This is a genomic window from Ruegeria sp. CDSA020, from assembly GCF_059612345.1.
This window is the reverse complement of record NZ_JBXWQK010000006.1, coordinates 383,357-398,151: the sequence shown is the minus strand read 5'-3', so window position 1 is coordinate 398,151 and position 14,795 is coordinate 383,357. Positions and strand designations below refer to the sequence as shown.

The 14,795-nt window shown below is 57.4% G+C and carries 13 protein-coding genes; 10 read left to right on the top strand and 3 right to left on the bottom strand.

From position 1 onward, the window contains the following. Nucleotides 1-130 precede the first annotated feature (130 nt). The 3 genes from AC2FJW_RS13550 to rpsD all read left to right on the top strand — a co-directional run bounded on the left by AC2FJW_RS13550 (nt 131) and on the right by rpsD (nt 2,760). Nucleotides 131-1,138: a helix-turn-helix domain-containing protein gene (locus AC2FJW_RS13550; RefSeq protein ID WP_496750310.1), complete on the top strand. Its 1,008-nt coding sequence runs from the start codon at nt 131-133 to the stop codon at nt 1,136-1,138. Nucleotides 1,139-1,422: 284 nt separating this feature from the next. Further along, nucleotides 1,423-1,926, top strand: a complete 504-nt coding sequence (locus AC2FJW_RS13545) for a hypothetical protein (protein ID WP_496750309.1) — start codon at nt 1,423-1,425, stop codon at nt 1,924-1,926. Between the two features lie 213 nt (nt 1,927-2,139). After that, entirely contained in the window at nt 2,140-2,760 is a 621-nt protein-coding gene (gene rpsD / locus AC2FJW_RS13540) for a 30S ribosomal protein S4 (RefSeq protein WP_058279997.1), read from the top strand. A 127-nt stretch (nt 2,761-2,887) separates the two neighbouring features. On the opposite strand, the gene AC2FJW_RS13535 is transcribed toward rpsD, so the two are convergent. Then, the gene (locus AC2FJW_RS13535; RefSeq protein WP_142636466.1) at nt 2,888-3,349 is read right to left on the bottom strand and encodes an Lrp/AsnC family transcriptional regulator; all 462 of its coding nucleotides are present in this window, start codon (nt 3,347-3,349) and stop codon (nt 2,888-2,890) included. A gap of 103 nt (nt 3,350-3,452) precedes the next feature. Between AC2FJW_RS13535 and AC2FJW_RS13530 the strand changes: the two genes are divergently transcribed. From AC2FJW_RS13530 to AC2FJW_RS13515, 4 genes are all read left to right on the top strand, one after another. After that, entirely contained in the window at nt 3,453-4,868 is a 1,416-nt protein-coding gene (locus AC2FJW_RS13530) for an aminotransferase class V-fold PLP-dependent enzyme (RefSeq protein WP_496750308.1), read from the top strand. Nucleotides 4,869-4,933: 65 nt separating this feature from the next. Continuing rightward, nucleotides 4,934-6,019 carry a histidinol-phosphate transaminase gene (hisC, locus tag AC2FJW_RS13525; RefSeq protein ID WP_142636470.1) on the top strand — a complete coding sequence of 362 codons (1,086 nt, stop codon included), beginning with the start codon at nt 4,934-4,936 and terminating at the stop codon, nt 6,017-6,019. Beyond that, entirely contained in the window at nt 6,016-6,936 is a 921-nt protein-coding gene (locus tag AC2FJW_RS13520; RefSeq protein WP_142636472.1) for a prephenate/arogenate dehydrogenase family protein, read from the top strand. Before hisC ends, AC2FJW_RS13520 begins: the two co-directional genes overlap by 4 nt. Beyond that, nucleotides 6,933-7,652, top strand: a complete 720-nt coding sequence (locus AC2FJW_RS13515; protein WP_496750307.1) for an extensin-like domain-containing protein — start codon at nt 6,933-6,935, stop codon at nt 7,650-7,652. The genes AC2FJW_RS13520 and AC2FJW_RS13515 overlap by 4 nt, the downstream gene beginning before the upstream one ends. On the opposite strand, the gene AC2FJW_RS13510 is transcribed toward AC2FJW_RS13515, so the two are convergent. Further along, entirely contained in the window at nt 7,649-8,650 is a 1,002-nt protein-coding gene (locus tag AC2FJW_RS13510) for a DUF2125 domain-containing protein (RefSeq protein WP_496750306.1), read from the bottom strand. The genes AC2FJW_RS13515 and AC2FJW_RS13510 overlap by 4 nt on opposite strands. Before the next feature lie 67 nt (nt 8,651-8,717). Here AC2FJW_RS13510 and AC2FJW_RS13505 point away from each other — a divergent pair, with 67 nt between their 5' ends. From AC2FJW_RS13505 to AC2FJW_RS13495, 3 genes are all read left to right on the top strand, one after another. Further along, nucleotides 8,718-9,248 (top strand): gamma-glutamylcyclotransferase, encoded by a 531-nt coding sequence (locus AC2FJW_RS13505; protein WP_142636477.1) that lies wholly within the window; start codon nt 8,718-8,720, stop codon nt 9,246-9,248. Nucleotides 9,249-9,317: 69 nt separating this feature from the next. Next, on the top strand, nt 9,318-10,499 hold the full coding sequence (locus AC2FJW_RS13500; RefSeq protein WP_282021534.1) for a biopolymer transporter ExbB: 1,182 nt from the start codon (nt 9,318-9,320) through the stop codon (nt 10,497-10,499). A gap of 3 nt (nt 10,500-10,502) precedes the next feature. Then, nucleotides 10,503-12,182 carry a peptidoglycan -binding protein gene (locus AC2FJW_RS13495; RefSeq protein ID WP_496694695.1) on the top strand — a complete coding sequence of 560 codons (1,680 nt, stop codon included), beginning with the start codon at nt 10,503-10,505 and terminating at the stop codon, nt 12,180-12,182. 137 nt (nt 12,183-12,319) lie between these two features. Here AC2FJW_RS13495 and clpA read toward each other — a convergent pair whose 3' ends face one another. After that, nucleotides 12,320-14,644 carry an ATP-dependent Clp protease ATP-binding subunit ClpA gene (gene clpA / locus AC2FJW_RS13490; protein ID WP_496693892.1) on the bottom strand — a complete coding sequence of 775 codons (2,325 nt, stop codon included), beginning with the start codon at nt 14,642-14,644 and terminating at the stop codon, nt 12,320-12,322. Nucleotides 14,645-14,795: the final 151 nt, after the last annotated feature.

Here is a 14,795-nt window from a genome sequence, read left to right as displayed (position 1 = left end):
CAATGTCCGAATACGAAGACGCAGCTGAGTAAACAGACGACAACCAGATCAGCCCCCGCACTGGCCAGGGGCTGATCCATCCCGGGCCATATGCCTTTGCCTGTGGCCCAGGCTTTTCAGCGGGGGAGACATGAAGCATTGCATCTTCGAAAATGACCAAGCCTATCTGGCTGAGCCAACCTCTGCTGCGTTCGTGCGAACCCACAACATCGATGTGATCGTGCGCGATAGTAGTGCATTTGCCTCGACCGAGATGATCAGGGAATTTTATCATGCCCTGAGCGACCTGACCGGCGACCACTCCTACGTTGTTAATCTGCGTTTGGCTGGTGCGGGGTCCGTAGGAGGACCGCAGTACTGGACCGGAAGAGCCGCTGTTTTCTGGGGCGATTTTTCGGATTGTTGGACGTTGTCCGACGCCGAAAAAACATGGGTCTCACAAGTTCTGAACCTTTCGCCACGGACCGTTCTTGTCGGTGGTGCCGTGCTTGTGCTGGCCCAGATTAGATTGTCGGAAAAAACAGTCGCGGCCATTCACCCCAACTTCGATGCGGCAGCGCGTGAAGCAGGTTTGACCAACTGTGGTACAGGCACATATCTGGCGGCGCGCGGGCGCACGCATAGCGCGACGACACGTCTGAGTACGCTGCGTTTGTTGGCGGATTTTGTTTCGTTGGACCATGGTGAGAACATGGCTGATAACCTACGCGGGTTTATCGGCCTGTCCGAACCCAAGCGGGACTGCGAAAGCCAGCTTGCCAATCGCTTGATCCATCGTGCGGGCGGGGATCACCTGGTTATGTCAGCCGTTGAGGCAATGCTGAACCATGTCGAAGAGCCACTCAGGATCACGGATCTTTCGAACATGGTCGGCACTTCAACCCGGCAGCTTCAGAGACGGTTTCTGAACAAGACGGGGGCAAAGCTTTTGGCCACATACCGAGAATTGCGTCTGGAACGTGCGCATAGCCTGCTGCGGTTTACGGATTTGCCACAAATCGAGATTGCCACCGCCACAGGGTTTTCGTCTACAACGTCACTAAAACGTGCTTTTCGAGACCAGTACAAGACGATGCCGGAAGATATCCGCAGCCTCCGCTTTTCCGGTGGAATGGCGGATCGGGGGCTGGTGAACTGACAGCTCGTGCAGTGTGCCGATTAGGGCGCACGCATTTGAAATTTAAATCCGCTGTGATTGGCGAATCGAAAAAAAAGCCTGATCAGACCGAATGCAGGGCAGACCGACATTCGGGCTCAGTATGATCCTTTAGGTCTTTGAAACGCGGATTTCTGCACCCGGATTCTGATTCTGTTCTGCAACATTCTCGTGATTGCTGCAATTCCGTCCCTTTTCTGCCGGAATCGTCACTGATAAACCCTTGGCCATCGGGCAGTGATTTGTTGAGGGGTACGGGCGGTAAAATGAATACCGGGGTAAACGGTCGTGTTGCCATTTCATGGTCGCAGACAGAGATTGATGGGCTAGAGGCGGCGCCTCTGGCATTTTTAAATGTAGGGTCGGCCTGGTCCTGGCGCGGTCAGGCATCGATGCTGGCAAGCAGCGCTGAAGTTGCCGGGCGTAAAAACGCATTTGCATCTGGTACAATCGGGCGCGTTATTCCTGGCACGACTTTTTCGGATAATGTCGTCGGAACGCTCGAGCTTATGAACGGGGCGCAACGGTTTTCAGCGTTACTGGTCGTTTCCGATGATGATGAAAGCCCGTCGCTGGTGTTTGAAAGCGGCTGTCCTTCACGCGATCAGGAATTCTGGATCAGCGCATATACTCAGATCAAGCATCAGAGTGGTGAAGTTGCAGAGCAGGACGGAACTGTCGTCGCGTTTCATCGCAAGGCCACTCAGTTCCAGTACACTGGTGTCGCGAACCTACGCGCAACTGTAAACGGTGCCACTTTAGCGGAGTAAATCCCGTTAGCGGTGCCGTCTTTGAATCGAATTTCAGAAAGTTTCGGTTCCTTCCGTTCGGCATGTTGACTCTGCCAGCGCTGCGGATATAAGCGCGGCTTCATTGGTGTTGGTGGCCCCCGCAAGGGGAGGCCTGTCATGAGGGAAACCTCAAGAGGACAACGCCCTTCATAGTGGCCTATCAGGGCCTCGACCTTAAGAAGGAGATCAGCCGTGACCAAACGCACGTCTGCCAAGTACAAAATCGACCGCCGGATGGGCGAAAACATCTGGGGTCGTCCGAAATCCCCGGTCAACCGTCGTGAATACGGCCCTGGTCAGCACGGTCAGCGCCGGAAAGGCAAACTGTCTGACTTCGGTCTGCAGCTGCGCGCCAAGCAGAAGCTGAAGGGCTACTATGGCGACCTGACCGAAAAGCAGTTCCGCCGCATCTATGCCGAAGCTGTTCGTGTCAACGGCGATACCGGTGAAAACCTGATTGGTCTGCTGGAACGCCGTCTGGACGCCGTTGTCTATCGCGCCAAATTCGTCGCGACCGTGTTCGCCGCGCGTCAGTTCGTGAACCACGGCCACGTCACAGTGAACGGCAAGCGGGTCAACATCCCTAGCTACCGTGTCAAAGAAGGCGACGTCATCGAAGTACGTGACAAGTCCAAGCAACTGGCCGTTGTTCTTGAAGCTGCTGCTCTGGCCGAGCGTGATGTTCCTGATTACATCGACGCCGACCACTCGAAAATGACCGCGACTTTCGTGCGCGCACCGGGTCTGGGCGATGTGCCTTACCCGGTCATGATGGAACCGAACCTGGTTGTCGAATTCTACGCGAAGAACTAATCTTCGCCGAAATCGAAATTCGAAAGGCCGCGCGTTTGCGCGGTCTTTTTCTTTTTAGGGGCTCTGCCCCCAATCACGACCAGTCGCGATGCCCCCCGAGCAATTTTTTGGCCAAATAAAGAGCGGATCAGATTGGCAAGGGTCGTCCTTCTGCAATTGCCTCCATCGCGAAATATGAAGTTACGCTGTCCAGCTCGACTTTTTCGATGAGGCGTTGATAGACCTTGTCGTACGAAGCCATATCCTGCGTAACAACCTTGAGCTGATAGTCGTAGTCGCCGCCAATGCGGTGGAAGTCCACGACCTCTGGTATCGTCAGAACATGCCTGCGAAAGGCCTGTAACCACTCGGCCGAGTGGTGCCGCGTACGCAGCATGACGAAGACTACAAGGCTCAGCCCTAGTTTTTCGCGCGCGATTTGCGCCGTCGATCCGATGATGACGCCCTGATCATTCAGGGCCTTCAGCCGACGCCAGCAGGCGTTTTGCGACAGCCCGATGCGGTCGGCCAGTTCTCGTTGGGACAGCGTAGCGTCGGTTTGCAATTCACGCAGCAGGCGGTGGTCAATATGATCTAGATTTTTTGACATTCCAAATCATATGACACATGATTTATGAAAACCATCTAAAAATACGCATTATATACACAACACATATCAATCATATTTGTTGGGAAACTTCGGAGTCCGTATAATGACACTTTCCCAATTTCGTTCTGACATTGAAGCTGCTGTTCGCAGCGACACGTTGCGCGATGGCTTAATCGGCGAGAATGTTATGATCCCGGGGCTGCGCGGGGACATACCTTTGGTTTACGCGGATTATGTTGCGTCGGGCCGCGCATTGAAGCAGGTCGAGGATTTTGTGGCCGCTCATGTGTTGCCGTTTTATGCCAACAGCCACACCGAGGCGTCTTATTGCGGAGCCTACATGACCCGACTGCGCCGCGAGGCCCGTGCGGAAATCTCCCGGATTGTTGGCGCCGGGGAAAATGATGCGGTGATCTTTACCGGATCGGGCGCTACAGCGGGTCTCAACCGGCTGGTCAATCTGTTGGGGATCGAGGCCGCAGCACGACCAGTGGTAATGATCGGCCCATATGAGCACCATTCGAACATCCTGCCGTGGCGGGAAAGCAAAGCGCTGGTGATTGAAATCCCCGAAGCACCCGAAGGGGGTGTCGATCTGTCGGCTTTAGAGCGTGCCTTGGTTGAAAACGCGGACTCGGATCTGATCATCGGGTCATTTTCGGCCGCTTCGAATGTGACGGGCATAATCACTGATCCCGACCCGGTTACGCGGCTGCTTAAGGCTAATGGTGCTGTAGCGGTTTGGGATTATGCGGGCGGTGGGCCTTATCTGCCAATGGAAATGGGCCCGGCGGATGCGCCCAAGGATGCGATCGTGGTCTCTCCTCATAAATTTGCCGGTGGACCCGGCGCGTCTGGTGTATTGATCGTCAATCAAAACGTTGTGCAGCGCACATGCCCCAGCTGGCCCGGTGGTGGCACTGTGAGTTTCGTGTCCCCTTGGGGGCATGACTACAGCGCCGATCTTGCAACGCGCGAAGAGGCGGGAACGCCGAATGTCATAGGCGACATCCGTGCCGCGTTGGCTTTCATGGTCAAGGATGCGGTTGGCGCAGACGAAATCGCAAGGCGCGAGGCGCTTTATAACCAGATGGCATTGGAAGGGTGGGGAGATAACCCAGGTCTGACCTTGTTGGGCGCGGACAATCCACATCGGTTGCCGATTTTTTCCTTTCTTGTTCATGACAGTAAAGGTCAGCCGGTGCACCAGCAGTTATTCACCCGGATGCTGAGTGATGTTTATGGCATTCAAGCGCGGGGCGGATGTGCTTGTGCCGGGCCCTATGCGCATCGGTTGCTGGGTATTGATCGTGCAGCCTCGGAGCAGTTGCATGCTGCGCTTGGTGCTGGTGAAGAGTTGAAAAAACCCGGTTGGGTGCGTCTGAACTTTTCATACCTGATGTCCCAAGAGACTGTCCGCTTCATCATCGACAGCGTCAATGACCTGTCCCGGCGGACCGAAGAGTTTACTCCCTTTTACGACGCCGACCCGGCGACAGCCCGCTTCAAGGCGGCATAAGGGAATTGCCGCTTTTCTCAACGCTTTGAGACGGGTATGAGGGGCTTCTAAATACGGAGCCTCTTATGACCCAGATCACCCCTCAACCCGGCATTATGGACATCGCGCTTTATCAGGGCGGCCAGTCGAAGGTGGCGGGGGTCGACCATGTGATCAAGTTGAGCTCGAACGAAAACCCCTTTGGCCCCAGCCCCAAAGCGATCGAGGCAGTACGTGACAGTGCGGCCACCCTGAACCGGTATCCCAGTACAGATCACGCCAGTCTGCGTATGGCTATTGGCGAACGCCACGGGCTGGACCCGGCGCGAATTATCTGCGGCGTGGGCAGTGACGAGGTGCTGCAATTCGTGGCACAGGCTTATGCCGGTCCGGGGGATGAGGTTATCTATACCGAACACGGATTTTCGATGTACCCGATCATCGCTCGGATGGCGGGGGCAACTCCGGTGATGGTGCCTGAAACCGATCGTCACGTGGATGTGGACAACATTCTTGCCGCTGTGACTGACCAGACCCGGATCGTGTTCGTGACCAATCCGGGCAATCCGACATCGACCATGATCCCCGAGGCTGATCTTATCCGACTGGCCGAAAGCTTGCCGCAGACCTGTCTGATGGTGATTGATGGCGCCTATGCCGAGTTTGTCGAAGGGTTCGACGGAGGCCGCGCTCTGGTGGATCGGTTCGAGAATGTGATCATGACGCGGACCTTTTCCAAGATCTATGGACTGGGCGGGATGCGGGTCGGTTGGGGCTATGCGGCGCAAGAGATCATTGATGTGCTGAACCGGGTACGCCAGCCCTTTAACCTGTCGCTGACTGCGTTGGCTGCTGCCGAAGCCGCCATAAAGGACGAAGAGTACCTGACCTTTTGCCACAGCGAAAATGCACGCTTGCGGGTTTGGCTTTCGGCCCAGTTGTCCAAAATCGGCGTATCTTCGGATGCGTCCAGCACCAATTTTATTCTCGCCCGCTTTAAGGATCAGGCCGAGGCCGAAGCGTGCGACGATTACCTCAAGACACAGGGTTTGATCGTGCGCCGCGTCGCGGGATATAACCTGCCAAATGCTCTTCGGATCACGGTTGGGGACGAGGAGGCTTGTCGCCGTGTCGTTGCGGCCATAACCGCTTTCAAAGGGGGCGCCGCATGAGCCAGGTATATGACCGCGTTGCGCTGATCGGGTTGGGCCTGATCGCATCGTCGATGTTCTGGGCGATTAAACGTGCTGGATTGGCCGCCGAAGTAACCGGCTATGCCCGGTCCGAGGCCACGCGCGACACCGCGCGCAAGATTGGCCTGTGCGACCGGATCTGTGACACCGCGCAAGAGGCCGTTGAGGGGGCAGACCTTGTGGTTCTGTGCGTGCCTGTTGGCGCGATGGGTGCGGTAGCGCAGGAGATTGCGCCTGCCCTGAAGTCGGGCGCGACCGTGTCAGATGTGGGTTCGGTCAAGCGGCATGTCATTCAAGATGTCTCACCTCACATCCCGCAGGGTGTTCATTTCATCCCCGCGCATCCGCTGGCCGGGACCGAGCATTCCGGCCCTGAATCCGGATTTGCCGAGCTGTTCGATAATCGGTGGTGCCTATTGGTGCCGGTAGAGGGCTCGGACCCGGAGGCCGTTGCGCGACTACGCTCATTGTGGACGGGTTTGGGTTCGAATGTTGATGAGATGGATGCCGATCACCATGATCTGGTTCTTGCAGTGACATCCCATGCGCCACACCTTATCGCCTATACGATGGTTGGCGTAGCGGATGATCTGCGCCGTGTGACCGATAGCGAGGTCATCAAATACTCGGCCGCGGGCTTTCGGGATTTCACCCGGATCGCGGCCTCGGACCCGACTATGTGGCGCGATGTGTTTCTGACCAACAAGGATGCGACGCTAGAGATATTGGGGCGTTTCACTGAAGAACTGTTTGCGCTGCAGCGGGCCATTCGTACAGGTGACGGCGATCAGCTGTTCGATTATTTCACGCGCACACGTGCGATCCGGCGCGGGATCATTGATGCCGGGCAGGATACGGACGCGCCGGATTTTGGTCGCGGGAATACCAACCCATGAGGCGCGGCTGGAGCGGTCTGTCGATTGGGTGGTTGGTACTTGGTGCCACAATGGGGAATGCAACGCCATCTGAACACCTGTTGACCCCCGATGACCAACCGGTTCTGGCCTTTGCCGCTCCGGTCGGGACGCAGCCAGAGTTGCAGCCGAATACGCTGGTACAGCAGGTGCTGTTCAAAAAGCGTAAGCTGCGCAAAACATCGGTCTGCGGGAATATCGAAATTCAGGGCAAGCCGGTGGGTAATGTTCCCGGCAAGATCAAAGCCTGCGGGATCAAAGAAGCGGTACAGATCACCTCAGTTTCTGGTGTGGCGCTTAGCCGTCCGTCCACCATGGATTGCGGCACAGCAATTGCGCTGAACCAATGGGTCGAGAAAAGCGTGAAGCCCACCTTCAAAAGGCGCGGTCCCGTTGTCGAACTGCAGGTCGCGGCCCACTACGCATGCCGAACGCGCAACAACCGCAAGGGTGCGCGGATATCGGAACATGGAAAGGGCCGGGCCATAGACATATCAGGTTTCAAGATGGCGAATGGCGAGGTTGTGACCGTTCTGAACGGTTGGCGCAAGAACCCGTCAAAGAAGCAACTGACCAAGATCTGGCGCGCCGCCTGCGGGCCGTTCGGAACGGTACTTGGCCCGAATGCGGACCGGTATCACCGGGATCATTTTCACTTGGACACAGCCCGGTATCGCCGTGGCCCGTACTGCCGTTAACGCAGGATCAACCGCGGGGCCGGACCAAGGGGTAGCGGGCCAAGCGCCACATAGCCCTCACGGAAGTTCAACTGCAGATCCAGCGCATCGGGATTGCCCCCCAAGCCAGCCATGAATTTCAGGGCACGTGTCACAGGGTCTACCGCCTGATCGGGCAGGGCCCCTGCGGCGTTGGCCATGGCAACCATCTCACGCCAATTTTCGGCCTTGATCGAAATCTCTCCGGTAGGAATACCCTGATCGTCCACGTCCAGCTCTCCGGCAGCGAACAGGCGCAATGCACCCCATTTCATCTCAGCCAGACGCAGGTCGATCCGGGTGGGCTGAGGTCGGCTTTGTTCCAGTGCAGATCGATCCCACGGTTTGTCAAAGGTGGCGACCATATCCATTTCCAGCGCATCGAATGTCTGGGGCAGTGTGGTGGCGGAATGCATCATGGCGCGCAGATCATCGCCGGGGGAAAAGCCATCGATCCGCGCGCTGATCGCATAGGCTTGAGGATTTTCGGTCTGCTCCATTACCAGACCAAGCGTGGTTCCCGCTGCTAGCAAATCAGCATCATTGGCAACGGACCATGGTCCGACAGTCAGAGACATTTTCTCTAGCACCAGCGCGACACCAGGTTGCAGCTGCAGCTCGGCCTGCAGGTCAGCTGCAACGATGGTCGACGTTTGATCGAAATAGGACAGCAGCTGCGGCGTTTCCGCGAAACGCAGAACTTGCCGACCCGGCCAGATCGCAGGGCTTTGGAATTCGATCCAGTCGGCGCTCCAGGCGGTGCCGTTGACCGGGTCGGCCAGTGCGGGGCTGTTCAGTCGGGTGACGTGGTTGAACGGATAGCCTGCTGTTGCTACATCCGAAAAATCGGCCAGCCAGCCTCTTTCTTGTTGGTTGTCGAACCATGTTGTGATCGCGTTGCGCAATCCATATCCGGCGACGAACCAATAGGCGCTCCAGATCGCAGTGATAAAAATGACTACTCGTATCAGCCCACGCATTGCTAATGGCCCTTTTTCCCGCCTTGAAATTGATGTTTATAGGCGCAAACGGGCAAGGACCAGTGCTATGACGATGTGGGTTTTCGGATATGGGTCGTTGCTGTGGAATCCCGGCTTTCCCGTGTCCCGCAGCGAACGCGCAACCCTGAATGGATACGCGCGGTCTTTCTGCATGAGTTCGATTCATCACCGCGGAACCGAAGAGAAACCCGGCCTTGTTCTGGCGTTGGATGAACAGCGTGACACCCTGTGCAAAGGTCTGGCCCTCGCCGTCGAAGCAGGCCACGAAGAGCGTACCTTGCATGAACTGCGCGAGCGCGAGCTGATCTCGTCGGCCTATGTCGAAAAGATGCTGGATGTGCATTTGGAAACGGACGAGGTAGTAACGGCCGTCACCTATGTTATCGACGCAGATCACGTGCAGTATTGCGGGGGCATGCCGTTGGAAGACCAGGCGCAGATCATTGCCCATGCTGTTGGCGGGCGTGGTCCAAATACCGAATACCTTTATAACACTGCTGAACATCTGACCGAGATTGGTCTGCGTGATCCCGATCTTGAGTGGTTAGCGCAACGGGTGCGAAGCATTACCTCATAAACCCTTGGCGTCACCGGCAGATTTTCGGTAGATTCGCGTCAGAGCAGAAAAGAACCGGGAAAAACGCGCATGGCGCAGGCACAACAGGGCGCGAGACCGCATTTCTCGCAACCCATTCGTCAGATCGTAACGATGCTTGTGGCGATCGGCCTGGCTGGTATGGGCATCTTCATGGCGCTGCCTTACGTTTTGCCGGTTTTCTATGCAAACCCGTATCTGAACGGTTTTATCCTTCTGGTATTTTTTGTCGGCGTAATTGCCTGTTTTTATCAGGTGACACAGTTGATCGGTTCGGTGCGCTGGATCGAGTCCTTCGTTGGTGGCGTTGTTCATGAGGACGCGCGCACACCTCAGCTTTTGGCACCGCTGGCGTCGCTGCTGCGGGACCGGGGTGCGCGGTCGCAGATCAGTTCCAGTTCGACCCGGTCTATTTTGGATTCGGTGGCCGAACGGGTCGAGGAAGAGCGTGAGATCACGCGTTATATCACCAATGTTCTGATCTATCTTGGGCTTTTGGGAACGTTTTTTGGCTTGGCCACGACGGTCCCCGCTATTGTCGACACGATCCGCAGTCTCAATCCGCAGGATGGCGAAGAAGGGCTGGCGGTGTTCAATCGCCTGATGGTTGGCCTTGAAACGCAACTGCAGGGAATGGGCGTGGCCTTTGGGTCTTCGTTGCTGGGTCTTGCCGGATCGCTGATTGTGGGGTTGCTGGAACTGTTCGCGGGCCACGGGCAGAACCGGTTTTATCGAGAGCTCGAAGAATGGTTGTCCTCGATCACCCGTGTCGGCTTTGCAGCCGGCGATGACGGCAGCAGCACCGAACTGGCGGTTCTGACACCGGTTCTGGATGCAATGTCCGAACAGATGAACGCCCTGCAGGACCTGTTTTCGGCGCAGGAAACCGACCGGGCCGAGCTGTCGGGCAAGCTAGGGCATCTTGTCGGCGCAATCGGAGATATGAACCAGCGTCAGTCTGAGACCGAGAATGTCACCGCTGCGCTGGAACGTGTCGCACTGGGGCAGGACGCTCTGCTGGATCATCTGCGGGAACAGGGGACCAGCGAAGGAATAGACGCAGAAAGCCGCATGCGCCTGCGCTCGATGGATGTTCAGTTGCTGCGTATCCTCGAAGAAATTTCTGCAGGCCGCCAAGAAAGCATGAGCGAGCTGCGCAAGGACATCGAACTGTTGGTCAAAGCTCTTACATTGCCCCGAGGCGCCGTTCGAACCGCTCCGGAAGGAGAGTAATCCATGGCTCTGTCCCGTCGCACAGGTCAGCGGTTTCAGGGGTCGGTCTGGCCGGGTTTCGTGGATGCGATGACCGGGCTGTTGATGGTGCTGACCTTTGTGTTGACCATCTTCATGGTGGTGCAATTCGTGCTGCGCGAGACGATTTCGGGGCAAGAGGATGAACTGACCGCCCTGTCCGGCGAAGTGGCGGCCCTTGCCGGTGCGCTTGGGTTGGAAGAAAGGGAAAACAGCCGCCTTCAGGCCCGGTTAGGGGCGCTGAATGCGACCCTGACGCAGGCCGAGGAAGATCTGGCGCAGGCAGAAACCAGGATCACGTCATTCGAAGCACAGGTCGCATCTTTGTTGGCCGATCAGGAGCGGTCGCTGGGGGTTATCGCCTCACTGGAATCTGAGCGTTCGGAATTGCTGAATGAACAAGAGGCCCTGAACCGGGCCCTTGCCCAAAGCCGTGCCGAGGTCGATGCCCAGGCCGAGGCCGCCCGGCTTGATGCTGCCCGCCGCGAAGCGCTTGAAGCGTTGGTGGCGGATCTGGAACAAAATGAGGCCGCGCAGGCCGCATTGGTCACCGAGCTTGAAGGCCAGCTTGACGCCGAAGAGGCCGCGCGCCTGGCCGAAGCTGCGGCGGCCGAAAACCTGCGCAATCGTCTGCAGGACGCGGATGCGGAACTGACCGCTATGACGCTGGCTCTGGAAGCGCAACGCAAGCAAGCCGAAGAAACCCTGACCCTGTTGGCCGCTGCGCAAGCTGCTAAGGCCGAGCTGGAGCGGCAGTTTGGTGAGCTTGATAGTCAGGAGTTGCAGGCCCAGCTGCAAGCGGCATTGGCCGCCCAAACCGACGCTCTGACAGCGGAACAGATACAGCGTACATTGGCCGAAGAACGCGCAGCCTTGCTGGCCGTTGCGCGTGAGGCAATCTCTGCCGAGAAAGCCGTTTCAGCAAAGGCGCAGCGTCAGACTGCCTTGCTGAACCAGCAGATGGCAGCCCTGCGCGAGCAGTTGGGTGGATTGCAGGCCTTGCTGGACGATTACGAAGACCGCAACGCCGCCGCTGATATTCGTATTCAAACATTGGGTCAGGATCTGAACGCCGCACTCGCCCGCGCCGCCTCGGAAGAGCGTCGCCGCCGTTTGTTGGAAGAGGCCGAGCGCGCCCGGCTTGAGGCCGAGGCCGAGGCTCTTTCGGGTCAGAACCAAGAACTTACGGCGCAGGCCGAGGATCTTCAGCGATATCGCTCTGAATTCTTCGGTCGGTTGCGCGATGTGCTGGGTAATCAGGAAGGGGTTCGGATCGAAGGCGATCGGTTTGTGTTCTCGTCCGAAGTACTGTTCGATACAGGATCAGCAGTGCTGTCGCCCAAGGGTCAGCTTGAGATCGCCAAGGTGGCCAATATACTGCGCAGTGTCGCGGCTGAAATTCCCGAAGGCCTGAACTGGGTTATTCGCGTGGACGGCCATACCGACAATGTCCCGCTGGCCGGAACTGGCCGCTATCGGGACAACTGGGAGCTCAGCCAGGGACGCGCCTTGTCGGTTGTCCGTTATATGGTCGATGCGCTGGGTATTCCACCGCAGCGTCTGGCGGCCAATGGCTTTGGTGAATTCCAACCCTTCAACCCCGCAAACACCCCAGAAGCGCGCGCTCAGAATCGCCGGATCGAATTGAAGCTAACCGAGCGCTGATTGCAGCAAGGAAGGCCCATTGTCAGAGTTGGGAGGTTTTCCGGGCGCCCCTGAGATTTTCTTTTGAGACAGGTGACACGGCTTAGGCAAGAAAAAAGCCCGGCGTAGAAGCCGGGCTTTGATTTGATGCGCTGCTTTTAATCTGCAGTCAGAAGCGGGGGTTTGTCGCCAGGGATGCGCGGTTGATCGGGGCCAAAAATGTCCAGATCCAGCTCTCCCTTCTTGACCGAGACGCGAACGACACCGCCCTTGGCCAGCTTGCCGAACAGCAGCTCCTCGGCCAGAGGTTTCTTGATGTGTTCCTGAATGACGCGCCCCAATGGGCGTGCGCCCATCTTGTCGTCATAGCCTTTGTCGGCCAGCCATTCGGCGGCTTTTGGCGTCAGGTCGATGGTCACATTGCGGTCCAGTAGCTGTGCTTCAAGCTGCAGCACGAACTTCTCGACCACCTGCAGGATGACCTCTTTCGGCAGCGGCGCGAAGGAAATGACGGCATCCAGACGGTTGCGGAATTCCGGCGTGAACATACGTTCGATCGCGGCGGTATCCTCACCTTCGCGGCGGTCGCGGGCAAAGCCGATGGCCGCCTTTGCCTGTTCTTGCGCCCCTGCATTCGAGGTCATGATCAGCACCACGTTGCGGAAGTTCACCGTGCGACCATTGTGGTCGGTCAGCTCTCCGTGGTCCATCACTTGCAGCAGGATGTTGAACACGTCCGGGTGGGCTTTTTCGATCTCATCCAGCAGCAGAACGCAATGCGGATGCTGGTCGACACCATCAGTCAGCAAACCGCCTTGGTCGAACCCGACATAGCCCGGAGGCGCACCGATCAGGCGGCTGACCGCGTGTTTCTCCATGTATTCCGACATATCAAAACGCAGCAGTTCCACTCCCAGCGTATCCGCCAGCTGTTTCGCGACCTCGGTCTTACCCACACCGGTTGGGCCAGCAAACAGATAGTTGCCGATGGGCTTTTCCGGCTCGCGCAGACCGGCGCGCGCCAGTTTGATGGCGCTGGACAGCGCCTCAATCGCCACGTCTTGCCCGAAGACCACCCGTTTGAGCGACTTTTCAAGGTCTTTCAGAACCTCGGCATCGTCCTTGGTGACGTTCTTGGGTGGAATCCGGGCGATCTTGGCAACAACGGCCTCGATCTCTTTGACACCGATGGTCTTGCGGCGCTTGCTTTCAGCAACCAGATGCTGGGCCGCACCGGCTTCGTCGATCACGTCGATCGCCTTGTCGGGCAGCTTGCGGTCATTGATGTACCGTGCTGACAACTCGACCGCGGTTTTAATCGCGTCGGCTGTATATTTGATCTCGTGATGCTTTTCGAAATAGGGCTTCAGACCGCGCAGGATTTTTACGCTGTCCTCGACCGAAGGTTCGTTCACGTCAATTTTCTGGAACCGGCGGCTGAGCGCGCGGTCCTTTTCGAAATGCTGGCGAAACTCTTTGTAGGTGGTCGAACCCATAGTGCGCAGTTTTCCACCCTGAAGGGCCGGTTTCAGCAGGTTCGAGGCATCCATTGCCCCGCCCGAGGTGGCACCGGCACCGATGACGGTGTGGATTTCATCAATGAACAGAACCGCGTCTGGGTGATCCTCAAGCTCGGTCACGACCGCTTTCAGGCGTTCTTCGAAATCACCGCGATAGCGGGTGCCCGCCAGCAATGCACCCATATCCAGCGAATAGATGGTGGTTTCTGACAGGACATCGGGGGCCTCGCCAGAAATGATCTTAAATGCCAGTCCCTCTGCGATTGCGGTTTTGCCAACGCCCGGATCACCGACTAGAAGCGGGTTGTTCTTGCGCCGGCGGCATAACACCTGAATGCAGCGCTCAACCTCATCAGCACGACCGATCAGCGGGTCGATATCGCCCGCGCGCGATTTCGCGTTCAGGTCGATGCAGTATTTCCCCAGCGCGCTTTCTTTTTGCTCGCCATCGGCAGTGCTGGCCGGAGATTCCTCTTCCGCCTGATCCGCGCCCGATACCGAACGGCTTTCGCCGTAGGCTGGGTCCTTGGCCACACCATGGGCGATGAAATTCACCGCATCGTACCGGGTCATATCCTGTTCCTGCAGGAAATAGGCTGCGTTGCTTTCGCGTTCGGCAAAGATTGCGACCAGAACATTCGCCCCGGTCACTTCGGTCCGGCCCGAACTTTGAACATGGATCGCAGCGCGCTGGATCACACGTTGGAAAGCGGCTGTCGGTACAGCCTCGGACCCGTCAATATCGGTGACAAGGTTCGATAGGTCTTCGTCGATGAATTCCACCAGAGTGCTGCGCAATTCGTCAAGATCGACGCTGCAGGCTTTCATCACGCGGATCGCATCGGGCTCTTCCAACAATGCCAGAAGCAGATGCTCCAGCGTTGCGAATTCATGTCGCCGTTCATTCGCAGCCGCCAGGGCCGCGTGGATGGCTTGTTCTAGTGTGCTCGAGAATGAAGGCACGCGGGTGCTCCTCTGTCTTGGGTCAGAAGGGGGCGGGCTGAAGGCCGGATCCCCATCCCAACCATGTCCTCATACTATTAGAGTTTGGTTGATCAGAGCCCGGCTTCAAGGGTTTTCTTGCTCTTGACAGTCACATTTGTTGTGACCGTGG